We start from the raw sequence: 24307 nt of genomic DNA on the forward strand, positions 1-24307 counted from the left end.
CAGTTCCCACAGGTCCGGCACCGCTCCCAAGAGCGGCGCCAATTCTGTGGGCGGGACTTGCCAGCGCTCCTACAGGTCTTGCGCCAATTCTGTGGGAGCTGGTCTTGCCAGCGATCGAGCGCGCAGCGGTCGTAATCCAGGCGCCGTCTGATGTGCTGGTGGGACTGGCCTCATCGCTGGCAAGCCAGCTCCCACAGGTCCGGCACCGCTCTCAAGAGCGGCGCCAATTCTGTGGGCGGGACTTACCAGCGCTCCTACAGGTCTTGCGCCAATTCTGTGGGAGCTGGTCTTGCCAGCGATCGAGCGCGCAGCGGTCGTAATCCAGGCGCCGTCTGATGTGCTGGCGGGGCTGGCCTCATCGCTGGCAAGCCAGCTCCCACAGGTCCGGCACCGCTCTCAAGAGCGGCGCCAATTCTGTGGGCGGGACTTGCCAGCGCTCCTACAGGTCTTGCGCCAATCCTGTGGGAGCTGGTCTTGCCAGCGATCGAGCGCGCAGGATCAGTCGAACCGGTAGATATCCATCCCCAGCGCCCCCAGCGTAAACCCCTGGTGGGCAATCCCGAAGCGCCCACCCGCACCCCGGGCGAAGTACAGCGGCAACAAGTGCTCATCACTTGGATGGTTGCGCACTGCAAACGGCGCTTGCTGGCGGTAGTCGTGCAGGGCAGGGGTGTCATCGGCTGCCAGCTTGTCGATCATCCAGTCACGAAATGCCAGGGCCCAGGGCTCGACGCTTTCCGGGCCGGCATGCCAGTCCAGTTCGCGCAGGTTGTGGGTAATGCTGCCGGAGCCGATCAACAGGATGTCTTCCTCGCGCAGTTGCGCCAGGGCCTTGCCCACCCGTTCCTGCAACTGCGGGCCCATCTGGCTGGGGAGAGAGACCTGTACCACGGGGATGTCGGCCGCTGGATACATCAGTGACAGCGGAACCCACACGCCATGGTCAAAAGGGCGTTTGGGGTCAAGGCGCGCGGGTAGTCCGGCATCGCACAACAGGCTCGTCAGTCGCTCGGCCAGCGCCGGTTCGCCGGGGGCGGGATACTGCACGGCATACAGGGCGGCAGGAAAACCGCCGAAGTCATGCCAGGTTTCGGGGTGGGGGTGGCCGGACACCCACAGCTCACGGCTCTCCCAGTGCGCCGAGACCACCACGATGGCCTTGGGTCGCGCCAGCTCTGCGGCCAGGCGTGCCAAGGCCGGACCGCTGGCGCCAGGTTCAAGGGCGAGCATGGGCGAGCCGTGAGAAATAAACAGGCTAGGCAGCATGGAAAGGGTTCCTGGCGGTTAAGATGAGTCCATCTTCCGGCAGATCATTGATCTGATTCCAATATAAGTTTTCGCATAAACCCATCGAATAATTCGAGGTATGCCATGCAGGCAGAGTTCTGGCACAAACGCTGGGCGGACAATCAGATCGGCTTTCATCAGGGCCGGGTCAACAGCTACCTGCAGCAGTTCTGGCCGACGCTGGGCCTGGCGCCCGGTAGCAAGGTGCTGGTGCCCTTGTGTGGCAAGAGCCTGGACCTGGCCTGGCTGGCCGGGCAGGGCCATCAGGTGCTCGGTGTCGAGCTTTCCCAGCGTGCGGTGGAGGACTTTTTCAGCGAGCAGCAGTTGCAGCCCGAGGTCGGCCAGCGGGGCGCGTTCAAGACCTATCGAAGCGGCCCTTTGGAGGTGTGGTGTGGTGACTTCTTCGCCTTGCAGGTCGAAGATATCGCCGACTGCAGTGCACTGTATGACCGGGCGGCGGTGATTGCCTTGCCGCCGGCGTCGCGCGAGCGCTATGCAGCGCTGCTGACTGGATACCTGTCGCAAGATTGCCAAGGCCTGCTGATCACCATGGATTACGACCAGGCCCTGCTGGAGGGGCCGCCCTTTGCGGTGGTCGATGCAGAGGTGCGGCAGCTGTTCGCTGGCTGGCAGCCGCAGGCGCTGGAGGCGCGGGACATTCTCGCCGAGAGTCCCAAGTTCGTTCAGGCCGGGGTGCCGCTGCTGTTCGAGCGGGTGTACCGGCTGCAGCGCTGAAATGCAAAAGGGCGACCGAAGTCGCCCTTTTTTGTAGCGGGTGTCCGATCAGCCTCGACGACGCAGGGCTTCGATACGGTCTTCCAGCGGCGGGTGGCTCATCAGCAGGCCGGCCAGGCCCTGCTTGAGGCCGCCGTTGATGCCGAAGGCGTTCAGGGTGTCGGGCATGTGCACCGGTACACCTTGCTCCGAGCGCAGGCGCTGCAGGGCGCCGATCATTGCGTTGGTGCCGGCCAGGCGGGCACCGGCTTCGTCGGCGCGGAACTCGCGTTTGCGCGAGAACCACATGACGATGATGCTGGCCAGGATGCCCAGTACCAGTTCGGCGACGATGGTCGCGATATAGTAGGCGATACCCTGGCCTTCTTCGTTCTTGAAGATCACCTTGTCGACGAAGTTGCCGATGATGCGGGCAAAGAACATCACGAAGGTGTTGACCACCCCTTGCACCAGGGCGAGGGTGACCATGTCGCCGTTGGCTACGTGGCCAATCTCGTGGGCCAGTACAGCGCGTACTTCATCGGGCGAAAAACGCTCCAGCAGTCCCTGGCTGACCGCTACCAGTGCATCGTTGCGGTTCCAGCCGGTGGCGAAGGCATTGGCCTCGTAGGCCGGGAAGATACCCACTTCCGGCATCTTGATGCCGGCTTCGCGGGACAGTTCCTCGACGGTCTGCAGCAGCCATTGTTCGTGGCGGGTGCGCGGCTGGCTGATGATTTGCGTGCCAGTGCTCATCTTCGCCATCCACTTGGAGATGAACAGCGAGATCAGCGAGCCGGCAAAGCCGAACACCGCACAGAAAATCAGCAGCTGGTCGAGTTTGAGGTCAACCCCGTTGGCCGCCATGAACCCGTTGAAGCCAAACAGGCTCAAGGTAATGCTGGCAATCAGCACAACCGCGAGGTTGGTGGCCACAAACAGTAAGATGCGCATCATGGTTGTTACGTTCTCCTGACGGATAAAAGTGTCACGTATGCGGGGTATATAAGGTGCGCGCTGCGGTGATTCAACAGGGCGACTATTTCAAACTGTGTACTTGCCTGTATTACAGACGAATTCCAGCAACCCGCACGCCAGAGCGGCGGGTGATGTCAGGGCTGAACGCTTGCTCTGTAAGGTCTGCGCCGGGAGTGGCGCAGACGATTCGATATCAACTGTAGGTTACTGCTGATATGTCTTCAGGAAGTTTCCGATACGGCCGATGGCCTGCTCCAGGTCGTCGACCCGTGGCAGGGTCACCACGCGGAAGTGGTCCGGCCATGGCCAGTTGAAGGCGGTACCCTGGACGATCAGAAGCTTTTCCGAGAGCAGCAGGTCGAGGACGAACTTCTCGTCGTTGTGGATTGGACAGACTTTCGGGTCGATGCGCGGGAACGCATACAGCGCACCCATCGGCTTGACGCAGCTGACCCCGGGAATGCTGTTGAGCAGTTCCCAGGTGCGGTTGCGCTGTTCCAGCAGGCGGCCCTGCGGCAGCACCAGGTCGTTGATGCTCTGGTAGCCGCCGAGGGCGGTCTGGATGGCGTGCTGGCTCGGTACGTTGGCGCACAGGCGCATGTTGGCCAGCATGTCGATGCCTTCGATGTAGCTCTGGGCGTGGTGCTTGGGCCCCGAGATGGCCAGCCAGCCGGAGCGGAAGCCCGCTACCCGGTAGGATTTGGACAGGCCGTTGAAGGTCAGGCAGAGCAGGTCCGGGGCCAGCGAAGCGGTGCTGATGTGCACGGCTTCGTCATAGAGGATCTTGTCGTAGATCTCGTCGGAAAACACCACCAGGTTATGTTGGCGGGCCAGCTCAAGCATGCCCAGCAGCAGCTCGCGCGAGTACACGGCACCGGTCGGGTTGTTCGGGTTGATGATCACCAGGGCCTTGGTGTTGGAGGTGATCTTGGCCTTGATGTCGTCAAGGTCCGGGAACCAGTCGGCCTGCTCATCGCACAGGTAATGCACCGGGTTACCGCCGGCCAGGCTGACTGCGGCGGTCCACAGCGGGTAGTCCGGGGCCGGGATCAGCACTTCGTCGCCGTTGTTGAGCAGCGCCTGCATCGACATCACGATCAGTTCGGAGACGCCGTTGCCCAGGTAGATGTCTTCGATGCCGACACCTTCGACCTGCTTTTGCTGGTAGTACTGCATCACCGCCTTGCGCGCGCTGAACAGGCCTTTGGAGTCGCTGTAGCCCTGGGCGGTCGGCAGGTTGCGTATCACATCCTGGAGGATCTCGTCCGGCGCCTCGAAACCAAAGGGTGCCGGGTTGCCAATGTTCAGCTTGAGGATGCGATGACCTTCCTCTTCCAGGCGTTTGGCGTGCTTGAGCACCGGGCCGCGAATGTCATAGCAGACATTGGCGAGCTTGTTCGATTTGCTGACCTGCATGATGTGATCCCGATTAGAAAAGATCGCCGCGCATTGCGCTGTGAAAACGTTTGAAATGCGTATGACGCGGGTGCCAGACTGATGTCTGATGAGGCGCAATAATATACGTGCCACCCGCTCTGTGGAAAAGCCATGGCGCGGGGTTTTTGGACAGATGAGGCCTGATGATGGAAAAACTCGAGAAAACCCTGGAAGAATGGCGCGCCATGCTCGACCCCGAGCAGTACAACGTGTGCCGCCTGAAGGGCACCGAGCGGCCGTTCAGTGGCAAATACAATGGCACCAAGACCGATGGCGTCTACCATTGTATCTGCTGCGGCGAAGCGCTGTTCGATTCGCAAGCCAAATTTGATTCCGGTTGTGGCTGGCCCAGCTTCTATGAGCCGATTGCCGACAGCGCGATGATCGAGATTCGCGACACTTCCCACGGCATGATCCGCACCGAGGTCACCTGCGCCAAATGTGATGCCCACCTGGGGCATGTGTTCCCTGACGGTCCGCCGCCGACCGGGCTGCGTTATTGCATCAACTCGGTCTGCCTGGACCTGGTTCCCCGCTGATAAAGGAGAAAGGTCATGGCCGACGCACTGCTGAAGATTCCCTGCATTACCCTTACCGGTGAGCAAAAAGCCCTGGCCGATTACCCTGCCAAGGCGCTGCTGGTGGTCAACACTGCCAGCCAGTGCGGTTTTACCCCGCAGTACAAAGGCCTTGAACAGCTCTGGCAGCGTTATCGCGAGCAGGGGCTGGTGGTGCTGGGCTTCCCCTGCAACCAGTTCGGCAAGCAGGAGCCGGGCGATGCGCACGAAATTGCGCAGTTCTGCGAGCTGAACTTCGGCGTCAGTTTCCCGTTGTTTCGCAAGATCGAGGTCAATGGCGCCGGCGCCCATCCACTGTTTGTCGAGTTGAAAAAGCGCGCCCCCGGCTTTTTCGGCTCGCAAGGGGTCAAGTGGAACTTCACCAAGTTTCTGCTCGACCCGGCCACCGGCAAAGTCACCCGCTATGCGCCGAGCACCAAGCCGGACGCCTTGACCGGCTCAATCGAAAAACTGCTCAGGTAGTCGTCAACGGCACCCAGTGATCGATCAGTGCCAGCAGCTCTTCGCGGCGAAACGGCTTGGCCAGGTAGTCGCTCATTCCCGCCGCCCGGCAGCGTTCGCGCTCTTCGGGCATGGCGTTGGCGGTCAGGGCGACGATCGGCAGGTCTGGCCAGCGTCCGCTCTGGCGGATCCGCCGGCTGGCTTCATAACCGTCCATCACTGGCATGTTGCAGTCCATCAGTACCAGGTCGAAGGGTGACTGCTCCAGCTGTTCAAGCGCGTCGGCACCATGGGCGGCGACGCTGACCTCGCAGCCGAGCTTGGCCAGCATGCCCTTGGCCACCAGTTGATTTACCGGGTTGTCCTCGACCAGCAGAATGCGCGCACGGCGCTCGCTGTACTGGGCGCCGCTGAGTGGTGACTGGTTGATACTGTCGGCCCCGTGCAACGTGCGCCGCAGGGTCTGGTACAGGGCGTTGCGCGCCAGCGGCCGTGCCTGCTGCTGTAGAGGGGCCAGGTGTGCTGCCTGTTCACCGGGCAGGAAGTTGCCATAGGCGGTAACCAGCAGAATCGGTGCGCTGATCAGTGGACGCAGGTTGAACAGGCAGTCCAGGTCATCGGTGATCAGCAGGTCTGGCGTTGCCTTCTTGAGTTGCTCGGGGCTGTCGTAACGTTGGTAGTCCAGGCCCCAGCCGGGCAGCAGCGTCTGTAGCAATTCGGCGAGGCCGCTGCTGGCATTGCTGATTGCCGCAACACTGCCGCGCAAGGCTTGCGCAGGTACCGCCGCCGTATGGCTGGGCAAGGGCAGTTCGGCGCTGAACTGGCTGCCGAAGCCGGCTTCGGAGCTGATGCTCAGGCGCCCCTGCATGGCCTCGCAGAGGTTATTGGTCAGCGCCAGGCCCAGGCCGGTACCGCCGTACTGGCGAGTGATGCCGGCACCTGCCTGGGTGAAGGGCTGGAAGATCCTTACCTGGGCTTCGCTGGGGATGCCGATGCCGGTATCGCAGACCTCCAGACGAACGCCGCCGGGGTAACTGCTCAGGCGCACATCGACACGGCCGAAGCGAGTGAATTTCAAGGCATTGGACAGCAGGTTGCTGACGATCTGCCGCACCCGGGTTGGGTCGCCGAGCACCATCGAAGGGAACTGCGGGTCGATCAGGCAGGTCAGCTCGACGCTGGGTGCGGCGTTCTGCGACAGCAGGTTGGCGGTATCTTCGACCAGGGCGCCAAGGTCGAAGGGGATGCGTTCTAGCTCCAGCTGCCCGGCATCGAACTTGGACAGGTCGAGAACATCGTTGAGCAGTTCCACCAACACCTTGCCCGAGTCGTGGGCAATCGACAGCTGCTGGCGTTGTTCGGCATTGAGCGGGCTGTCCAGGGAAAGCGCGATCATGCCCAAGAGGCCATTGAGCGGTGTGCGGATTTCATGGCTCATGTTGGCCAGAAAGGCGGCGCGGGCCTGAGCCATGTCCAGGGCGCGGCGCCGGGCTTCTTCGAGCTCTTCATTGGACTGGCTCAGGCGGGTGTTGCTGGCCTTGAGCTCGTTGGTGCGCGCCGAGACGATGTTTTCCAGTTCGTTGAGGTAATCGGTCAGGCGGTTCTCGGCATTGCGCCGTTGCTGGATCTCGGTGGCCATGCTGACGAACTGCTGGTTGGCAACCTTGACCAGCACGCCGATCTCGTCGTGTTCGTGACCGGGCGGGAACGACAGCTTGGACTGCGCCGGATTGCGCGAGTCGCTGTTGCTCAGGGCGCTGATCACCCGCACCAGCGGCTGGGTCAGCATGATGTAGAACAGACCCAGGAGAATGCCGGTAAGGATCAGGCTGCGCATGAAACCGTTGAGCAGGGTGACCTCGGCACGCTTGAGAAAGCGGCTGCCGAAGGTGAAGGTGTCGACTTCCAGGAACAGCGTGCCGAGGTAATCATCGGGCATGTGGCTGAGAAACAGCCGGTCCTGGAATTCACGATTGTCGCCGAACAAAAAATCGCTCATCAGGCGATAACCGCTTTCCTGGCGCGGGCGCTGCACGTCGGCGAGTACTGTTTGGTTATTGTCGATCAGCCGGGCGCGGGTGATGGCCGGTGATTGCAGCAGGCCACGGGTCAGTTCCTGGGCGAGCTCGGCATCGATGTTGTAGGCGATGCGCGAGGCCGGGTTATGGCTGATTTGCAGCAACGCCTGCATCTCGCGGTTGATGGAGGCGTCTTCACTGGCATAATCGATACCGATCTGGATGAGACTGAGCAATGTACCCAGGATGAAGCCGACCAGGACCGTCAGCCGGGCTTGCTTGTAGGACAGGCGATTGGTGAACTTGATATCCATGAGTCCCGAGCCAGTTTCACGTTCCGTGCGCTGCGCAAGCATAGCCGATCAGTCCCGGCTGCTGGCACGCCCTGTCACACATTCAGCTGTGCTTTTGTCCTTGCACCTGTCTAGAGGAAGTCTTGTGGACTCTCGTTTGAACGCTTTTCTGGAGCGCGCCGAAACCGTGCTCGCCCGCCTTGAACCCTTGTTGCCGGCACCGCGCCAGAGCATCGACTGGTCGCAGTGCCTGGCCGCGCGCTGGCAGCGCGATGGCCGTAGCGGTTATCTGTTGCCGCTGGAGGTCAGCCTCGACATGCGTCTGTCCGACCTGATCGGTGTCGATCAGCAGCGCGAACAACTGGGGCGCAACACCCGCCAGTTTCTCGATGGCATGCCGGCCAACCATGCGCTGCTGTGGGGCTCGCGTGGTACCGGCAAGTCGTCGCTGGTGCGGGCGTTATTGGCCGAGCATGCCAAGGCCGGCCTGCGTCTGATCGAAATCGAGCGTGATCACCTGGCCGACCTGCCGCGGGTGGTCGAGCAACTGCAGAAGCTGCCGCAACGCTTTGTGCTGTTTTGCGATGATCTCTCGTTCGAAGCCGGGGAGGGTGACTACCGGGTGCTCAAGAGCGTGCTCGACGGCTCGCTGGAGCAGGCGCCGGACAACGTGCTGCTGTACGCCACCTCGAACCGCCGGCACCTGGTGCCGGAAAAGCAGAGCGACAACGAAAACTGGAAGATGGTCGACGGCGAACTGCACCCCAACGAGGCGGTGGAGGACAAGATTGCCCTGTCTGACCGCTTCGGCCTGTGGCTGTCGTTCTACCCCTTCACCCAGGAGCATTTCCTCAACGTGGTCGAGCACTGGATCACCCAGTTGGCCGAAAGCGCGGGCCTGGCCTGGAGCCGCGATGCAGAGCTGGACATACTCGCTGTGCGCTGGGCCACCGGCCGCGGCAACCGTAACGGCCGTTGTGCCTACCAGTTCGCCCGCTATTGGGTCGGGCTGAAACTGTTGGAGCAAAAACCATGATCGATCTCAACGCTACCGGCGCCGGCCTTGAAGGTTATGGCCTGCTGGCGGCACAGCTGGAAGCCCTGCTTGCCGATGAGCGCGACTTCATTGCCAACGCCGCGCAGTTTTCGGCGTTTCTCTACAGCCAGGTCGAAGACCTGAACTGGGCCGGCTTCTACCTCAATCGTAACGAGCAGTTGGTCCTCGGGCCGTTCCAGGGGCAGGTGGCCTGCGTGCGCATCCCTTTCGGCCGTGGAGTATGCGGGGCGGCAGCGGCCAGCCAGGAAACCCAGCGGGTGGAAGATGTGCACGCGTTTCCCGGGCACATTGCCTGCGACAGTGCGTCGAACAGCGAGCTGGTGATTCCGCTGGTCAAGGACGGGCGGTTGCTTGGCGTGCTGGACCTGGACAGCCCGAAGCTTGCGCGTTTCAGTGAGGCGGATCAGGTGGGGCTGGAGCGTTTGGCGGGGATTTTTCTGCGTTTGACTGATTGCTGACGAGTGAACTTTGATCGCGGGGCAAGCCCGCTCCTACAAGTGCGAATCCTGTAGGAGCGGCGGTGCGACGCCTCGACTTGCCCCGCGAAGCTTGTCAGTCGTAAATGACCTTTTTCTTCCAGTCTTCGGTGGTGTCGGTCTTCAAGCCTTCGGTCAGGGCGTTGGTTTCGTCCTCGGCCGGTTCCAGCTGGCTCAGCACCTGGGCATTGGCCCGGGCCAGAAGCTTCTCCATGTATTCCAACTGCTCGCGGTAAACCGCCGGGTCAGGCTGTTTGCGCAGGTACTGCACGCCACGCTCGAACGCCAGGCGCGCATGCCCCGGCTGGTTCTGTTGCAGCGCCTGCTGGCCGAGGTTGTTGAAGAACTCGATGTGCAACAACACCAGAATGTGACGGACTTCCTTGACCCAGTACTTGGCTTCGTTGGTCGGCAGGAAGCCTTCCTGGGCGGCGCGGGTGATCTGGTTGTGCATGCCCTCGAGCAGGAAGCGCACATCCTTGGCCCGGGCTTCGGTCTGGATCGGCATTGGCGGGTTGTTCACCGGCAGTGCTTCGCCTTTGGCGATCAAGCCTTCGAGTTCGGCAATCCGCGCCTTGATATCCCGGCTGTGCTTGTCCAGGGTCAGCCGACGCTGGTTGAGGTTGAGCTCCAGGCGGGTCAGCAGCAGCTTGAGCGCTGGAGTCATCAACTGGCCGGGGAAGGTTTCGGTGATTTCGCCACAACGGCGCAAGCGCTCGGCCAGCTCGATCTTCAGCCGGGCACGCTCGAGCTTGTTGTTCTCGACCACATTGTTCAGGTAGCCGATCACGATCAATAATGCGATCCCCGCTACTATAAGCAGGGTGATCAGAAGTGGTGTCACCGTTAACGCCTCATACAGGATGATTTACTGTTTGAGTGTAGTGGCTAAGCTTTTAGCCGGATAGAGCTGTTTGGCGGTTGCTCGTGGGCAATTGATGGCCTTTTGCTTGTAGATTGCCGTGGCTGCTGGGCCGCAGGCGGGTAGGGGTGTCAGAAAATAATCGTCAAGACCCCGGCGCGCAAAGTCATGGTTCAACAGCGCTAGGCGCCGCGAAGTCATTGATTTAAATAAATTTATACAGAGGGGTTGACGACTTATCAAAGCATCCCTAGAATGCGCGCCACTTGCAGCGTAAAGCACACAGCGAAACGCGGCAGGGAGTGAATGTTGTAGCGTGTCCCCTTCGTCTAGTGGCCTAGGACACCGCCCTTTCACGGCGGTAACAGGGGTTCGAGTCCCCTAGGGGACGCCAATGCGGGAATAGCTCAGTTGGTAGAGCACGACCTTGCCAAGGTCGGGGTCGCGAGTTCGAGTCTCGTTTCCCGCTCCAGTTTACAAAGGCTTTGCTTAACGGCAGGGCTTGTAAAAACCCAGCGTCAAATCGTTATGGTTTGAGTTGGTAACTGAAGCATGCATTGCATGTTTCGGGCGTCGTCCCCTTCGTCTAGTGGCCTAGGACACCGCCCTTTCACGGCGGTAACAGGGGTTCGAGTCCCCTAGGGGACGCCATTTTTTGCGGGAATAGCTCAGTTGGTAGAGCACGACCTTGCCAAGGTCGGGGTCGCGAGTTCGAGTCTCGTTTCCCGCTCCAAATATGGTGCTCCAGCGTTTGATAACGCTGTAGTGATGGAGCAAGTGCAACAGCGCTTGTTCTTGCCGGGTTTACCGGTCGCTACAAAATTTGCGGGAATAGCTCAGTTGGTAGAGCACGACCTTGCCAAGGTCGGGGTCGCGAGTTCGAGTCTCGTTTCCCGCTCCAAATAAAGAAACGCCGTTCGTTTGAACGGCGTTTTTTTTCGTCTCGATTATTTAATCGCTGGCTGTGGGCGGCAGGGCTGTTTGTCAGCCCTGCACACCTTCATCGCTTAATGCTTGCTGTCGTCGTCCGACATGCTCAGCAGCTGTTTTTCCTGGTTCCAGTCGAAGGGTTCGTCATTCTGCTCGGCTTCGAAGCGGCGCTCTTCCAGTTCCTGGTACATGTCCAGTTCGTTCTCCGGCATGAAGTGCAGGCAGTCGCCGCCAAAGAACCACAGCAGGTCGCGTGGCACCAGGTGCGCGACCTGTGGATAGCGCTGGATGACCTGGCACATCAGGTCCTGGCCAAGATAGGTGCTTTCCGGGTCGACGGGCAGTTGCAGCATCAGATCGTCGAAGCGCTCCAGAAACAGCGCGTGGCTTTCTTCCGGCACCTGCTCGGCTTCGCCCAGGGCAACCAGGATGGTGCGCAGGTGGGTGAGCAGGGCGAGATGGTATTCCAGGCGATCGGTAGCCATGCAGGCAGTCCTCTTGAGCAAAAACGGGCGCGGGAGTATACGGCTCCCGGCGCCCGATGTCCCGGCCCTTAGCGAATCTTGCCGTCAGCCGGTAGCAGTTGCTCCTTGTCGAAGGCATCGACGTCGATCACCCGCCGGCGTGCCGACTCAGCGGCATGCAGGCTTTGCGCCTCGCTGGCCTGGAGTACGCCGGCATGCAGGGCCGCGTCGATTACCGACTCGCCCGGAGCAGGGACAACCTGGCCGCTCTTGAGTGCCTGATGCAATTTTTTGCGCAGTGGCTCACCTGCACTGAGTTGATCGTAAGCCTGTTGCAGGGCGGCAACCGGGTCACCGTCCGCTTGTGGCCGGTAACAACCGGCAAGCAGCTCTTCCAGGGCCGGGTCGCCCTTGGCCCGGCCGATCAGCTCGGCGATTTCGGCGTCCAGTTCATCGCCTGGCCCGGTGTGACGGCGGCCGAAGGGGAATACCACCAGGCGCAGGGCGCAGCCGAGGAAGCGGTTTGGGAAGTTGTCGAGCAGCCGGTCCAGGGCTTTTTCAGCCTGGCCGAGGCTCTCTTCCAGGGCCCAGCGCAGCAATGGTTGCAGGTGCTCGGGCGAATTCAGGTCGTGGTAACGCTTGAGCGCCGCCGAGCTCAGGTACAGGTGGCTGAGCACATCGCCCAGGCGTGCCGACAAACGCTCGCGACGCTTGAGCTCGCCACCGAGGAGCATCATGCACAGGTCGGCGAGCAGGGCGAAGGCCGCCGCCTGGCGGTTGAGCGCGCGGAAGTAGCCCTGGCTCAAGGCGTCGCCTGGGACTTTCTCGAAGTGACCCAGGCCCAGGCCGAGCACCAGGGTGCTGGCGGCGTTACCCACGGCGAAGCCGATGTGCTGCATCAGCAGGTGATCGAACTCCTTGAGCGCCTGGTCGTGGTCTTCGCGACCGGCCAGGGCCATTTCCTTGAGCACGAACGGATGGCAGCGAATTGCCCCCTGGCCGAAGATCATCAGGTTGCGCGAGAGGATGTTGGCGCCCTCGACGGTGATGAAGATCGGCGCTCCCTGCCAATTGCGCCCCAGGTAGTTGTTCGGGCCCATGATGATGCCCTTGCCGCCGTGCACATCCATGGCGTGCTGGATGCATTCGCGGCCGCGCTCGGTAAGGTGGTACTTGAGAATCGCCGAGAGTACCGAAGGCTTCTCGCCCAGGTCCACGGCCTTGGCGGTGAGCAGGCGCGCGCTATCCATCAGGAAGGCGTTGCCGCCGATCCGGGCCAGGGATTCCTGGATGCCTTCGAAGGCTGCCAGCGGCACATTGAACTGCTCGCGGATGCGGGCGTACTGGCCGGTGACCAGGCTGGTGTACTTGGCTGCGCCGGTACCCACGGCCGGCAGGGAAATCGAGCGGCCAACCGACAGGCAGTTCATCAGCATCATCCAGCCCTTGCCGAGCATGTCCTGGCCGCCGATGAGGAAGTCCAGCGGCACAAATACATCCTTGCCGCTGTTGGGACCGTTCATGAAAGCGGCCCCCAGGGGCAGGTGGCGCTTGCCGATCTCGACACCGGGGGTGTCGGTGGGAATCAGTGCCAGGCTGATGCCCAGCTCTTCCTTGTCGCCCAGCAGGTGCTCAGGGTCGTAGGCCTTGAACGCCAGGCCGAGCAGGGTGGCGACCGGGCCGAGGGTGATGTAGCGCTTTTCCCAGTTCAGGCGCAGGCCGATAACTTCCTCGCCTTGCCATTGGCCTTTGCAGATGATCCCGGTATCGGGCATGGCGCCGGCGTCGGAGCCGGCCAGCGGGCCGGTGAGGGCGAAGCAGGGGATCTCGTCGCCGCGGGCCAGGCGTGGCAGGTAATGATTGCGTTGCTCGTCGGTGCCGTAGTGCAGCAACAGTTCGGCCGGGCCCAGGGAGTTGGGCACCATCACGGTCGAGGCGAGGTCACCGCTACGGGTTGCAAGCTTCATCGCCACCTGCGAGTGGGCGTAGGCCGAGAAGCCCTTGCCGCCGTATTCCCTGGGAATGATCAGGGCGAAGAAACCGTGGCTCTTGATGTGCTCCCAGGCGGCTGGCGGCAGGTCCAGGTCCTGGCCGATCTGCCAGTCGCTGACCATCGCGCAGAGTTCTTCGGTGGGGCCATCGATGAACGCCTGTTCTTCTTCCGTGAGTTCGGCCTTGGAGTAGCCGAGCAAGGTGTTCCAGTCCGGGCGGCCGCTGAACAGCTCGCCGTCCCACCACACGGTGCCGGCGTCGATGGCTTCGCGTTCGGTCTGCGACATCGGCGGCAGGGTGCGCTGGAACCAGCCGAACAGCGGTGCGGTAAGTACTTTGCGGCGCAGGTCGGGGAGCAGCAGGGGGGCAGCCACTGCGGCCAGCAGCAGCCAGAAAATCGTCAGCAGCCAGCCTGGCGCGTGGCTGAAAATGCCCATCGCCAGCAGGTACAGGGCAACGATGCCCAGCGCCGGCAAGGCGGCGATGCGACGGTGGGCCAGGTACGCCACGCCGATCACCAGGACCACTAACCACAACAGCAACATAGGAATTCCTCCGTGAAACATTGGGGCATTTCGCCATCCATCGAAGCTTAGACCGCATCCGCTAAACGGCTTGTCTGAACAGTGACAGGACATGAACTCAGGAGTTCGCCTGGATGCCAAACGATTGCCAGCGCGACCGCCTGGAGTAGACTGGGCGACCAGCCAAATCATCAGGGAAATATCATGCTCAAGATCTGGGGCAGGAAGAATTCGTCGAATGTCAGGAAAGCACTGTGGTGCGCCGAAGAGCTGGGTCTTGAATATGAGTCGATCGATGCCGGTGGCGCCTTCGGCCTGGTGAACGAACCGCAGTACCGGGCACTGAACCCCAACGGCCTGGTGCCGATGATCGAAGACAATGGCCTGGTGCTCTGGGAGTCCAATGCCATCGTGCGTTACCTGTCGGCGCAGTATGGCAGCGCGTCTGGCTGGTATGAGGCGGATGCGCGCAAGCGCGCCGAGGCCGACAAGTGGATGGACTGGGTCACTTCTTCCCTGGCCACACCGTTCCGCCCGTTGTTCTGGGGCATCCTGCGTACGCCTGCCGAGCAGCAAGACTGGGTGGCCATCAATGCCGCGCACAAGACCTGCGCGCAGTTGCTGTCGATTGCTGACCAGGCCCTGGCGCATAAGCCGTACCTGTCCGGCAGCGTCCTGGGCATGGGCGATATCCCCCTGGGCTGCTTTGCCTACGCCTGGTTCGAGATGCCCATCGAGCGCCCCGAGATGCGCCACTTGCGTGCCTGGTACGAGCGCTTGCAGGAGCGTCCGGCCTACCAGGCGGCGGTGATGACCGCGCTGACCTGATCAAGGCGGTCAACCTGATAGTTATTATCGATATACATGACTGTACTTGTCTGGCACGGACAAGCACCATGATCATATTCACTGCGGCTGGCCTTGCCCGGCTGCGTCTAGAGCCTTCCAAACTGGTACGCGACCCGCTATGAGTTCTGCTCTGTCCATAAGGCAGCTAACCAAAACCTACGGCAACGGTTTCCAGGCCCTCAAGGGTATTGACCTGGATGTCGCCGAAGGTGACTTCTTCGCCTTGCTCGGCCCCAATGGCGCCGGCAAGTCCACCACCATCGGCATCCTCTCTACCCTGGTCAACAAAACCAGTGGCAGCGTGAACATCTTCGGTCACGACCTCGATCGCCAACCCGCCGCGCTCAAGCGCTGCATCGGCGTGGTGCCGCAGGAATTCAACTTCAACCAGTTCGAAAAGACCTTCGACATCGTCGTGACCCAGGCCGGTTACTACGGCATCCCGGCCAAAGTGGCCAGGGAGCGTGCCGAGCAGTACCTGACCCAGCTCGGTCTGTGGGACAAGCGCGATGTACCGTCGCGTTCGCTGTCCGGCGGCATGAAGCGCCGGTTGATGATCGCCCGCGCCCTGATCCACGAGCCGCGCCTGTTGATTCTCGACGAGCCGACCGCGGGCGTCGATATCGAGCTGCGCCGTTCGATGTGGAGCTTTCTTACCGAGCTCAACCAGAAAGGCATCACCATCATCCTCACCACCCATTACCTGGAAGAGGCTGAACAGCTGTGCCGTCACATCGGCATCATCGACCACGGCACCATCGTCGAGAACACCAGCATGCGGGCATTGCTCAGCAAGCTGCACGTCGAGACCTTCCTGCTCGACCTCAAGCAGGACCTGCCCCAGGCGCCAAGCCTGGTCGGTTATCCGTGCCGGTTGATCACCCCGCACACCCTGGAAGTGCAAGTCGACAAGGAAGTGGGCATCACTGCGCTGTTCGGCCAGCTGGCACTACAGAACATCGAGGTGCAGAGCCTGCGCAACAAGACCAATCGTCTCGAGGAGCTGTTCGTGTCCCTGGTTGAGAAAAACCTGGCAAAGGTGGCGGTATGAGTTCGGAACTGAGCGCCAACCTGGTCGCCCTCAACACCATCGTCTACCGCGAAGTGCGTCGTTTCACCCGGATCTGGCCGCAGACCCTGCTGCCCCCGGCGATCACCATGGTCCTGTACTTCGTGATCTTTGGTAACCTGATCGGCCGTCAGATCGGCGACATGGGCGGCTTTACCTACATGGAGTACATCGTGCCGGGGCTGATCATGATGTCGGTGATCACCAACTCCTACGGCAACGTGGTGTCGAGCTTTTTCGGGAGCAAGTTCCAGCGCTCGATCGAGGAGTTGATGGTGTCGCCGGTGTCGCCGCACACCATCCTCGTCGGCTACACCCTGGGCGGCGTGTTGCGCGGCCTGGCGGTGGGGGTGATCGTGACCTTGCTGTCGTTGTTCTTCACCGACCTGCAGGTGCATCACCTGGGCGTGACCATAGTCGTGGTGCTGCTGACGGCGACGATTTTCTCGCTGTTGGGCTTCATCAACGCCGTGTTCGCACGCAATTTCGATGATATCTCGATCATTCCGACCTTCGTGCTCACGCCGTTGACCTACCTGGGTGGGGTGTTCTACTCGATTACCCTGCTGCCGCCATTCTGGCAGACCGTGTCGATGGCCAACCCGGTGCTGCACATGGTCAACTCGTTCCGCTATGGCATTCTCGGCGTGTCGGATATCCGTATTGGCGTCGCCATCAGCTTCATGCTGGTCGCCACTGCGGTACTGTACGTCGGATGCGCGCGCCTACTGGTCAGCGGGCGAGGAATGCGCACCTGATTGCTTGACCTTGCGCCGGCGCCACTGCCGGCCTACCCACCAGCGCCAGTAGAGCATGGTCAGGCAGTAGGCGAGGGCGCCGAGCAACACGCCACACACCACCGAACCGAGCAAGAACGGCTGCCACAAGGTCGACAGCTGGTCGGTGATCCATTCGAAGGTCAGTTCTTCAGGCAGGGTGCGCGGCGGGATCTGCATCAGCCAGGCGCCCATCTGGTAGGTGCAGAAGAACACCGGCGGCATGGTGATCGGGTTGGTCAGCCACACCAGGCTGACCGCGATCGGCATGTTGCCGCGCACCATGATCGCCAGGCTGGCGGCCAGCAGCATCTGCATCGGAATCGGAATGAAGGCGGCGAACAGGCCGACGGCCATGGCGCGCGCAACCGAATGCCGGTTGAGGTGCCAGAGGTTGGGGTCGTGCAACAGCCGGCCGAGAAAGCGTAAGGATTTGTGTTCCCTGATGCTGGTCGGATCGGGCATGTAGCGTTTGAAGAGACGACGCGGCATGTGGGGTCTCGGCAATCTGAAGGGTGCCAGTATGCACGGATTCTAAAACTGCCTTATTCAGACTTTGTGACAATTATTTAGCGAGCTGTTGCTGTCGCTGATCTAAGCCTCAGGGGGTGGTTTACTTCTGGAGCTTCACGCTTATGCGCACAGGGATGTTGGCGCTTGCACTCGGGCTGATCAGCCTCGGGTTCCTACCGGTCTTGCCGTCCGTCTGGACACTTGTCCTGCTGACATTTATCGGGCTTTCCAGTCTGCCTTCAAGGCTCTGGCCAATCGGGCTGTTTCTGTTGGGACTGAGCTGGGCCTGTGTCTCGGCGCAATCGGCGCTGGATGAGCGCCTGGCACCGCAGCTCGATGGCCGTACCCTGTGGATAGAAGGCCGGGTCACCGGCTTGCCGGAGCAGGGGGCGCGCTCGGTGCGGTTCGAGTTGAGCGACGCCGAGTCGCGTCGCGGACAATTGCCGCCACGGCTGCAGCTCAGCTGGTTCGGTGGGCCAGCGGTCAACAGCGGTGAATATTGGCGATTGGCCGTCAGCCTCAAACGCCCCTCTGGCTTGCTCAATCCTCACGGCCCGGATCAGGAAGCCAGCCTGTTGGCGCGACGTATCGGCGCGACCGGTAGTGTCAAGGCCGGGGAACGTCTGCTGCCAGCGACAGCGGCATGGCGTGATGGCCTGCGCCAGCGCTTGCTGGCGGTCGATGCCCAGGGCCGAGAGGCGACGCTGGTGGCGTTGATTCTGGGCGATGGTGGCGGGTTGGCGCGGCAAGACTGGCAAGTGCTGCAGGCTACCGGCACGGTGCACTTGCTGGTGATATCTGGTCAGCACGTGGGCCTGCTGGCCGGGCTGGTGTACGCCTTGATTGCCGGGCTTGCGCGCCTGGGCTGGTGGCCGCAAAGGCTGCCCTGGCTGCCTTGGGCGTGTGCGCTGGCATTTGCCGCGGCGCTGGCCTACGGCTTGCTGGCCGGTTTTCAGGTGCCGGTGCAGCGGGCGTGCATGATGCTAGCCATGGTGCTGCTCTGGCGCCTGCGTTTTCGCCACCTGGGCGTTGGCTTACCGCTGTTGCTGGCGCTGAATGCGGTGCTGCTGTGGGAGCCACTGGCCAGCTTGCAGCCAGGTTTCTGGCTGTCATTCATGGCCGTGGCCATTCTGATCTTCACCTTCAGCGGCCGCCTTGGCGCCTGGAACCCCTGGCTGGCCTGGAGTCGCGCCCAGTGGTTGATCGCCATCGGCTTGTTGCCGGTGTTGCTGGCGCAAGGTTTGCCGGTGAGCCTGACGGCACCACTGATCAACCTGCTGGCAGTACCGTGGATCAGTCTTGCTGTCTTGCCCTTGGCGTTGCTCGGCACCCTGTTGCTGCCCGTGCCGTATCTGGGGGAGGGGCTGCTATGGCTGGCTGGTGGCGTGCTCGATGGCTTGTTCCGCTTGCTGGCTGAAGTCGCTTTATGGCGACCGGCATGGCTACCTCAACCGCTGCCTTTCTGGGCCTGGTTATTGGTGTGCCTGGGGGCGTTCCTGCTGCTGTTGCCGCGCGGCTTGCCTATGCGGGTGCTCGGCTGGCCATTGCTACTGCTGGTAGTGTTTGCGCCGAGAGAGCGCGTGCCGGTGGGGCAGGTCGAGGTTTGGCAGCTCGATGTCGGCCAGGGGCTGGCTTTTGTTTTGCGCACCCGTCACCACGCCATGCTCTATGACGCGGGCCCCGCCATGGGCGATTTCGATCTGGGTGAGAGGGTGGTGTTGCCCAGCTTGCGCAAGCTGGGTGTGCGCAAGCTTGACCTGATGTTGCTCAGTCATGCTGACGCCGACCATGCCGGTGGTGCCCGCGCCGTGCAGCGCGGCTTGCCGGTGTTGCGGGTGCTTGGCGGGGAAGCCGCGGCCTTGCCTGAGGTGCTGAAGGCGCAGCCTTGCAGCAGTGGCGAACACTGGCAGTGGGACGGGGTGGGTTTTTCCCTCTGGCAATGGCATGAGGCCGGCGACAGCAACCAGGACTCCTGTGTGCTGCTGGTCGAGGCGCAAGGCGAGAAGCTGCTGCTGACCGGCGATCTCGATGCCCGTGGCGAGCGGGCGTGGGCGCGGGACTGGCAGGCGGGCCGGATCGACTGGCTGCAATCGCCCCATCACGGCAGCCGCAGCTCATCCAGCGAGGCCTTGTTGAAGGCGACTGCGCCGCGTGGCGTGCTGATCTCCCGCGGGCGTTACAACGCCTTCGGTCACCCTCACCCGGAGGTGATGGCACGCTATCGGACGCACGGTATCCAGGCCTACGACAATGTCGAGCACGGTGCGCTGCGCCTGCAACTGGGGGCGTTCGGCGAGCCGCAGGGCCTGCGCGCACAACGGCGTTTCTGGCGCGAACCGAGATGACGACCTTCGGCAGATGAGCCCCCTGGGGTCCTATGGTAAAGTGGCGGACTTTTTTGAGGGGATGCTTACTGTGTGGGAATTGGTCAAGTCCGGTGGCTGGATGATGCTGCCGATCATTCTGAGCTCCATCGCTGCCATGGCGATCGTCGCCGAGCGTCTCTGGACCTTGCGCGCCAGCCGGGTCACGCCACCGCACCTGCTTGGCCAGGTGTGGATGTGGATCAAGGACAAACAGCTCACCAGTGACAAGCTCAAGGCCCTGCGCGCCGACTCGCCGCTGGGTGAGATCCTTGCCGCGGGCCTGGCCAACTCGCGCCATGGCCGCGAAATCATGAAGGAATGCATCGAAGAGGCCGCCGCCCGGGTCATCCACGAACTGGAACGCTACATCAATGCCCTGGGCACCATCGCCGCCATGGCGCCGTTGCTCGGCCTGCTCGGCACCGTGCTGGGCATGATCGATATCTTCAGTGCCTTCATGGGCACCGGCATGTCCACCAACGCCGCAGTACTGGCCGGTGGTATCTCCAAGGCGCTGATCACCACGGCAGCCGGCCTGATGGTCGGTATCCCGGCGGTGTTCTTCCACCGTTTCCTGCAACGCCGTATCGATGAGCTGGTGGTTGGCATGGAGCAGGAAGCGATCAAGCTGGTCGAAGTGGTGCAGGGCGACCGCGATGTCGACCTGGCCGAGGGCAAGGCGTGAAATTCCGGCGCAAGCCACGGGAGACCGTGGACATCAACCTGGCCTCGTTGATCGACGTGGTGTTCATCCTGCTGTTGTTCTTCGTGGTCACCACCACCTTCACCCGCGAAACCCAGCTGCGCGTCGAACTGCCGGAGTCGGTAAGCGGCGCGCCGGCACCGGATTCGGAGCTCAAGCAACTGGACATCACCATCAGCGCCGATGGCGTCTACTCGGTGAACAACCACCTGTTGCCCAAGAGCGACCTGGCGACCCTGACCGAAGCCCTGCAGCAGGAATCCGCAGGTGATACCAAACTGCCGTTGTCGATCAGCGCCGACGGCAAGACCCCGCATCAGGCGGTGGTGACTGCCATGGATGCGGCCGGCAAGCTCGGTTTCAGCCAGTTGCGCATGACCACGGTCGAGGCGGCTCAGGGGACACCCTGATGGCTTTTGCCGATCGCCTGCTCGATGCCTGGTACGCCGGGCATCCGGCCCTGGGGCTGCTGCGTCCGCTCGAAGCCCTCTATCGGCGGGTGGTGCTGGGCAAGCGCGCGCGTTTTCTCAGCGGTGAAAGCCAGAGTTACCGTGCGCCAGTGCCGGTGATCGTGGTGGGAAACATCACCGTCGGCGGTACCGGCAAGACCCCGATGATCCTCTGGTTGATCGAGCATTGCCGCCAGCAAGGCCTGCGCGTCGGCGTGGTCAGCCGTGGTTATGGCGCCAAGCCGCCGCAGCTGCCGTGGCGCGTGCGTGCCGAGCAGAGCGCGGCCGAGGCGGGCGATGAGCCTTTGCTGATCGTTCAGCGCAGCGGCGTGCCGCTGATGATCGACCCGGACCGTTCGCGTGCGGTGCAAGCCTTGCTGGCCAGCGAGCCGCTGGACCTGATCCTCTGTGATGACGGCATGCAGCACTACCGTCTGGCCCGTGATCTGGAGCTGGTGCTGATCGACGCCGCCCGCGGCCTGGGCAATCGCCGCTGCCTGCCGGCCGGCCCCTTGCGCGAGCCGGTGGAGCGCTTGCAGGACGTCGATGCGGTGCTCTACAACGGCGCCACGGCGGACCGGGCAGATGGTTTTGCCTTTGCCCTGCAGCCCACCGCGCTGGTCAATCTGCGCAGTGGCGAGCGTCACGGCCTCGACTGTTTTCCGCCCGGCCAGGCCCTGCACGCAGTGGCCGGCATTGGTAACCCGCAACGTTTCTTCAATACCCTGCAGGGGCTAAACTGGCGGCCTGTGCCACACCCTTTTGCCGATCATGCCGAGTACAGCGAGCAGGCCCTGAGCTTCACCCCTGCGCTGCCTTTGGTCATGACCGAGAAGGACGCGGTCAAATGCCGCGCCTTCGCTGCCGACGACTGGTGGTACCTTGCGGTCGATGCTGTGCCTTCGCCAGCCTTCCAGGCCTGGTTCGATGCTCAGCTTGCACGCTTGCTGCCCGGGTCGCGGCCCTCCTGATTCGTTTCTTTTTCCGGCCACTGGCCTGAGGAATTTCCATGGACACCAAATTGCTCGATATCCTTGCCTGCCCGATCTGCAAGGGCCCGCTCAAGCTCAGCGCCGACAAGACCGAGCTGATCAGCAAGGGTGCCGGTCTCGCCTACCCGATCCGCGACGGCATCCCGGTGATGCTTGAAAGCGAAGCCCGCACCCTGACCGATGACGAGCGTCTGGACAAATGAGCCTGGCCTTTACCGTTGTGATTCCGGCGCGGCTGCGCTCCACGCGCTTGCCGGGCAAGCCATTGCTGCCGATCGCCGGCAAGCCGATGATCCAGCACGTCTGGGAACAGGCGCGCAGAAGCAGTGCCAGCCGCGTGGTAATTGCCACCGATGACGCGGGCATCTTCAAGGTCTGCGAGGCCTTCGGCGCCGAAGTGCTGATGACCCGCGAAGACCATGACTCCGGTACCGACCGCCTGGCCGAAGTGGCTGCCAAGCTGGGCCTGGCTGCCGATGCCATCGTGGTCAACGTCCAGGGTGACGAGCCGCTGATTCCGCCGGTGATCATCGATCAGGTGGCGGCCAACCTGGCTGCCCATCCGGAGGCGGGTATCGCCACCCTGGCCGAACCGATCAGCGACGTCGAAGCGCTGTTCAACCCCAATGCGGTCAAGGTGGTCAGCGATTGCAACGGTCTGGCCCTGACCTTCAGCCGCGCACCGTTGCCCTGGGCGCGGGATGCCCTGGCGCAGAGCCGCGAGCAACTGCCGCAAGGTGTGCCGTACCGCCGTCATATCGGCATGTACGCCTACCGGGCCGGCTTCCTGCAGGATTTCGTCGCCTGGGGTCCGTGCTGGCTGGAGAAGACCGAATCGCTGGAACAACTGCGGGCCCTCTGGCATGGCGTGCGTATTCACGTTGCCGATGCCATCGATGCGCCGCCGGTGGGGGTCGACACCCCTGAAGACCTGGAGCGCGTACGGCGCTTGCTGGAGGCCTGATGCGGGTTTTGTTCGTGTGCCTGGGCAATATCTGCCGCTCGCCCACCGCCGAAGGCGTGCTGCGTCAACAATTGCAGGCTGAAGGTCTGGGTGAGTTGATCGAAGTGGCGTCGGCCGGTACCGGTGACTGGCATGTCGGCAAGCAGCCGGATACCCGCACCTGCCGCACTGCGCGCATGCGTGGCTATGACTTGTCGCAACAGCGTGCGCAGCAGATCAAGGCCGCGCACTTCAATGAATGCGACCTGATCCTGGCCATGGACAAGAGCAATCTTGGCCATCTGCAGGCCATGCGCCCGGCCGGGGCCAAGGCCGAGCTGGACCTGTTCCTGCGCCGCTATGAAGGCGCGCTGGACGAGGTGCCGGATCCTTACTACGGCGCCGAGCAGGATTTCGAAGAGGTCCTCGACCTGATCGAAGCCGCCTGCAGTCGTTTGGTCATCGAACTCAAGGGTCGTCTATGAGCGTGCAGTGGCAGCAACAGGTATCGCTCAAGCCGTATAACACCTTTGGCATCGATGTGAGGGCTCGGTACTTCACCGAAGCCCACAACGACGATGAGGTGCGTCAGGCGTTGGCCCAGGCGGGTGAGCAGGGTGTGCCGGTGCTGGTGGTGGGTGGCGGTAGCAACCTGCTGCTGACCGCCGATATCCAGGCGCTGGTGCTGCGCATGGCCAGCCGTGGCCTGCGCATCCTGACTGAGCACGGCGAGCGGGTTGTGGTCGAGGCCGAAGCTGGCGAACCCTGGCATCCGTTCGTGCAGTGGAGCTTGTCCCAGGGGCTGGCCGGGCTGGAGAACCTCAGTTTGATCCCCGGCACGGTGGGCGCTGCGCCGATGCAGAACATTGGCGCCTACGGTGTCGAGATCAAGGATGTGTTCGCCGGGCTTACCGCGCTGGATCGCCAGACCGGTGAACTGCGCGACTTCAGCCTGGAAGAGTGCGCCTTTGCCTACCGTGACAGCCTGTTCAAGCGTAATCCGGGGCGCTGGGTGATCCTGCGTGTGCGCTTTGCCTTGAGTCGGGTCATGCATGCCCATCTGGATTACGGCCCGGTGCGTCAGCGCCTGAGCGAGCAGGGCGTCAGTCAGCCGACCGCGCAAAACGTCAGTGATGCGATTTGCAGCATTCGGCGAGAGAAACTGCCCGATCCGCTTGAGCTGGGTAATGCCGGGAGTTTCTTCAAGAACCCGGTGGTGGCTGCAGTGCTGGCCGACAGGATCCGTTTGCAGTATCCGGGGCTGGTGGCTTATCCACAGGCTGATGGCCAGTTCAAGCTGGCTGCCGGTTGGTTGATCGAGCAGGCGGGCTGGAAGGGCCATCGTGAAGGCGATGCCGGGGTGCACCGCTTGCAGTCGTTGGTGCTGGTCAATTATGGCCAGGCGACCGGGGTGCAGTTGCATCAGCTGGCGCAGAAAATCCAGGCCGATATCCTTGAGCGCTTCGGGGTTGAGCTGGAAATGGAGCCGAACCTGTACTGAATACGCTGTGTTGTTCTGTGGGAGCGGGCTTGCCTCGCGATTGAGGTACAGGTGTTGCCTGCTGTGCTGGCTACACTGGCAATATCGCGGGGCAA

Annotated in this window: 24 protein-coding genes and 5 tRNA genes; 21 read left to right on the forward strand and 8 right to left on the reverse strand. The window is 62.3% G+C overall.

Annotated elements, in window-relative coordinates:
- Window positions 1-498: 498 nt before the first annotated feature.
- Window positions 499-1266: a DODA-type extradiol aromatic ring-opening family dioxygenase gene (locus tag CCOS864_RS08410; RefSeq protein WP_115085900.1), complete on the reverse strand. Its 768-nt coding sequence runs from the start codon at window positions 1264-1266 to the stop codon at window positions 499-501.
- Between the two features lie 105 nt (window positions 1267-1371).
- Between CCOS864_RS08410 and CCOS864_RS08415 the strand changes: the two genes are divergently transcribed.
- Window positions 1372-2022, forward strand: a complete 651-nt coding sequence (locus CCOS864_RS08415; RefSeq protein WP_115085901.1) for a thiopurine S-methyltransferase — start codon at window positions 1372-1374, stop codon at window positions 2020-2022.
- A gap of 48 nt (window positions 2023-2070) precedes the next feature.
- Here the strand turns inward: CCOS864_RS08415 and htpX are convergent, their stop codons facing one another.
- Window positions 2071-2958 (reverse strand): protease HtpX, encoded by an 888-nt coding sequence (gene htpX, locus CCOS864_RS08420; RefSeq protein WP_036996500.1) that lies wholly within the window; start codon window positions 2956-2958, stop codon window positions 2071-2073.
- Window positions 2959-3183: 225 nt separating this feature from the next.
- A complete protein-coding gene (locus CCOS864_RS08425) occupies window positions 3184-4395 on the reverse strand; it encodes a pyridoxal phosphate-dependent aminotransferase (protein WP_010226289.1) in 1212 nt (403 codons plus the stop codon).
- Between the two features lie 167 nt (window positions 4396-4562).
- Here CCOS864_RS08425 and msrB point away from each other — a divergent pair, with 167 nt between their 5' ends.
- Together msrB and CCOS864_RS08435 are read left to right on the forward strand one after the other, a co-directional pair.
- Complete coding sequence (gene msrB, locus CCOS864_RS08430) at window positions 4563-4955, forward strand: peptide-methionine (R)-S-oxide reductase MsrB (RefSeq protein ID WP_115085975.1); 393 nt, start codon at window positions 4563-4565, stop codon at window positions 4953-4955.
- A 15-nt stretch (window positions 4956-4970) separates the two neighbouring features.
- Window positions 4971-5456 carry a glutathione peroxidase gene (locus CCOS864_RS08435; protein ID WP_115085902.1) on the forward strand — a complete coding sequence of 162 codons (486 nt, stop codon included), beginning with the start codon at window positions 4971-4973 and terminating at the stop codon, window positions 5454-5456.
- On the opposite strand, the gene CCOS864_RS08440 is transcribed toward CCOS864_RS08435, so the two are convergent.
- Window positions 5449-7809 carry a response regulator gene (locus CCOS864_RS08440; RefSeq protein WP_115085903.1) on the reverse strand — a complete coding sequence of 787 codons (2361 nt, stop codon included), beginning with the start codon at window positions 7807-7809 and terminating at the stop codon, window positions 5449-5451. The two genes, CCOS864_RS08435 and CCOS864_RS08440, sit on opposite strands and share 8 nt — an antisense overlap.
- Window positions 7810-7891: 82 nt before the next feature.
- On the opposite strand from CCOS864_RS08440, the gene CCOS864_RS08445 reads away from it, so the two are divergent.
- Both CCOS864_RS08445 and CCOS864_RS08450 read left to right on the forward strand, forming a co-directional pair.
- A complete protein-coding gene (locus CCOS864_RS08445; protein ID WP_115085904.1) occupies window positions 7892-8782 on the forward strand; it encodes an ATP-binding protein in 891 nt (296 codons plus the stop codon).
- Window positions 8779-9261 (forward strand): GAF domain-containing protein, encoded by a 483-nt coding sequence (locus CCOS864_RS08450; protein ID WP_115085905.1) that lies wholly within the window; start codon window positions 8779-8781, stop codon window positions 9259-9261. Before CCOS864_RS08445 ends, CCOS864_RS08450 begins: the two co-directional genes overlap by 4 nt.
- A 94-nt stretch (window positions 9262-9355) precedes the next feature.
- Here CCOS864_RS08450 and CCOS864_RS08455 read toward each other — a convergent pair whose 3' ends face one another.
- Window positions 9356-10123 carry a hypothetical protein gene (locus CCOS864_RS08455; protein ID WP_115085906.1) on the reverse strand — a complete coding sequence of 256 codons (768 nt, stop codon included), beginning with the start codon at window positions 10121-10123 and terminating at the stop codon, window positions 9356-9358.
- Between the two features lie 336 nt (window positions 10124-10459).
- On the opposite strand from CCOS864_RS08455, the gene CCOS864_RS08460 reads away from it, so the two are divergent.
- From CCOS864_RS08460 to CCOS864_RS08480, 5 genes are all read left to right on the forward strand, one after another.
- Window positions 10460-10535: transfer RNA gene (locus CCOS864_RS08460), tRNA-Glu, on the forward strand.
- A gap of 2 nt (window positions 10536-10537) precedes the next feature.
- Window positions 10538-10613: transfer RNA gene (locus tag CCOS864_RS08465), tRNA-Gly, on the forward strand.
- A gap of 103 nt (window positions 10614-10716) precedes the next feature.
- Window positions 10717-10792: transfer RNA gene (locus CCOS864_RS08470), tRNA-Glu, on the forward strand.
- A 6-nt stretch (window positions 10793-10798) separates the two neighbouring features.
- Window positions 10799-10874 (forward strand) — tRNA-Gly (locus tag CCOS864_RS08475).
- A 92-nt stretch (window positions 10875-10966) separates the two neighbouring features.
- Window positions 10967-11042 (forward strand) — tRNA-Gly (locus CCOS864_RS08480).
- 106 nt (window positions 11043-11148) lie between these two features.
- Here the strand turns inward: CCOS864_RS08480 and CCOS864_RS08485 are convergent.
- Together CCOS864_RS08485 and CCOS864_RS08490 are read right to left on the reverse strand one after the other, a co-directional pair.
- Window positions 11149-11556 (reverse strand): PA2817 family protein, encoded by a 408-nt coding sequence (locus CCOS864_RS08485; protein WP_045195203.1) that lies wholly within the window; start codon window positions 11554-11556, stop codon window positions 11149-11151.
- A gap of 68 nt (window positions 11557-11624) precedes the next feature.
- On the reverse strand, window positions 11625-14072 hold the full coding sequence (locus CCOS864_RS08490; protein WP_115085907.1) for an acyl-CoA dehydrogenase: 2448 nt from the start codon (window positions 14070-14072) through the stop codon (window positions 11625-11627).
- Window positions 14073-14255: 183 nt separating this feature from the next.
- On the opposite strand from CCOS864_RS08490, the gene CCOS864_RS08495 reads away from it, so the two are divergent.
- The 3 genes from CCOS864_RS08495 (at window position 14256) to CCOS864_RS08505 (ending at window position 16727) form a co-directional block, all read left to right on the forward strand.
- On the forward strand, window positions 14256-14879 hold the full coding sequence (locus tag CCOS864_RS08495; protein WP_115085908.1) for a glutathione S-transferase family protein: 624 nt from the start codon (window positions 14256-14258) through the stop codon (window positions 14877-14879).
- A 139-nt stretch (window positions 14880-15018) separates the two neighbouring features.
- Complete coding sequence (locus CCOS864_RS08500; RefSeq protein ID WP_115085909.1) at window positions 15019-15951, forward strand: ABC transporter ATP-binding protein; 933 nt, start codon at window positions 15019-15021, stop codon at window positions 15949-15951.
- Complete coding sequence (locus CCOS864_RS08505) at window positions 15948-16727, forward strand: ABC transporter permease (RefSeq protein ID WP_115085910.1); 780 nt, start codon at window positions 15948-15950, stop codon at window positions 16725-16727. The genes CCOS864_RS08500 and CCOS864_RS08505 overlap by 4 nt, the downstream gene beginning before the upstream one ends.
- Here the strand turns inward: CCOS864_RS08505 and CCOS864_RS08510 are convergent.
- Entirely contained in the window at window positions 16695-17237 is a 543-nt protein-coding gene (locus CCOS864_RS08510; RefSeq protein ID WP_115085911.1) for a DUF2062 domain-containing protein, read from the reverse strand. The two genes, CCOS864_RS08505 and CCOS864_RS08510, sit on opposite strands and share 33 nt — an antisense overlap.
- A gap of 143 nt (window positions 17238-17380) precedes the next feature.
- Here CCOS864_RS08510 and CCOS864_RS08515 point away from each other — a divergent pair, with 143 nt between their 5' ends.
- From CCOS864_RS08515 to murB, 8 genes are all read left to right on the forward strand, one after another.
- Window positions 17381-19603 carry a DNA internalization-related competence protein ComEC/Rec2 gene (locus CCOS864_RS08515; protein WP_115085912.1) on the forward strand — a complete coding sequence of 741 codons (2223 nt, stop codon included), beginning with the start codon at window positions 17381-17383 and terminating at the stop codon, window positions 19601-19603.
- A 70-nt stretch (window positions 19604-19673) separates the two neighbouring features.
- On the forward strand, window positions 19674-20309 hold the full coding sequence (locus CCOS864_RS08520; protein ID WP_166675661.1) for a MotA/TolQ/ExbB proton channel family protein: 636 nt from the start codon (window positions 19674-19676) through the stop codon (window positions 20307-20309).
- The gene (locus CCOS864_RS08525) at window positions 20306-20737 is read left to right on the forward strand and encodes an ExbD/TolR family protein (protein ID WP_010223210.1); all 432 of its coding nucleotides are present in this window, start codon (window positions 20306-20308) and stop codon (window positions 20735-20737) included. Before CCOS864_RS08520 ends, CCOS864_RS08525 begins: the two co-directional genes overlap by 4 nt.
- Window positions 20737-21747 carry a tetraacyldisaccharide 4'-kinase gene (lpxK, locus tag CCOS864_RS08530; RefSeq protein WP_115085914.1) on the forward strand — a complete coding sequence of 337 codons (1011 nt, stop codon included), beginning with the start codon at window positions 20737-20739 and terminating at the stop codon, window positions 21745-21747. The genes CCOS864_RS08525 and lpxK overlap by 1 nt, the downstream gene beginning before the upstream one ends.
- Window positions 21748-21785: 38 nt before the next feature.
- Window positions 21786-21971, forward strand: coding sequence for a Trm112 family protein (locus CCOS864_RS08535; protein WP_038994143.1), 186 nt, complete (start codon window positions 21786-21788; stop codon window positions 21969-21971).
- Window positions 21968-22732: a 3-deoxy-manno-octulosonate cytidylyltransferase gene (kdsB, locus tag CCOS864_RS08540; RefSeq protein WP_115085915.1), complete on the forward strand. Its 765-nt coding sequence runs from the start codon at window positions 21968-21970 to the stop codon at window positions 22730-22732. Before CCOS864_RS08535 ends, kdsB begins: the two co-directional genes overlap by 4 nt.
- A complete protein-coding gene (locus tag CCOS864_RS08545; RefSeq protein WP_115085916.1) occupies window positions 22732-23196 on the forward strand; it encodes a low molecular weight protein-tyrosine-phosphatase in 465 nt (154 codons plus the stop codon). Before kdsB ends, CCOS864_RS08545 begins: the two co-directional genes overlap by 1 nt.
- Entirely contained in the window at window positions 23193-24212 is a 1020-nt protein-coding gene (murB, locus tag CCOS864_RS08550) for a UDP-N-acetylmuramate dehydrogenase (protein WP_115085917.1), read from the forward strand. Before CCOS864_RS08545 ends, murB begins: the two co-directional genes overlap by 4 nt.
- The last annotated feature ends 95 nt before the right edge of the window (window positions 24213-24307 follow it).

The organism is Pseudomonas wadenswilerensis, assembly GCF_900497695.1.
Classification (GTDB): domain Bacteria; phylum Pseudomonadota; class Gammaproteobacteria; order Pseudomonadales; family Pseudomonadaceae; genus Aquipseudomonas; species Aquipseudomonas wadenswilerensis.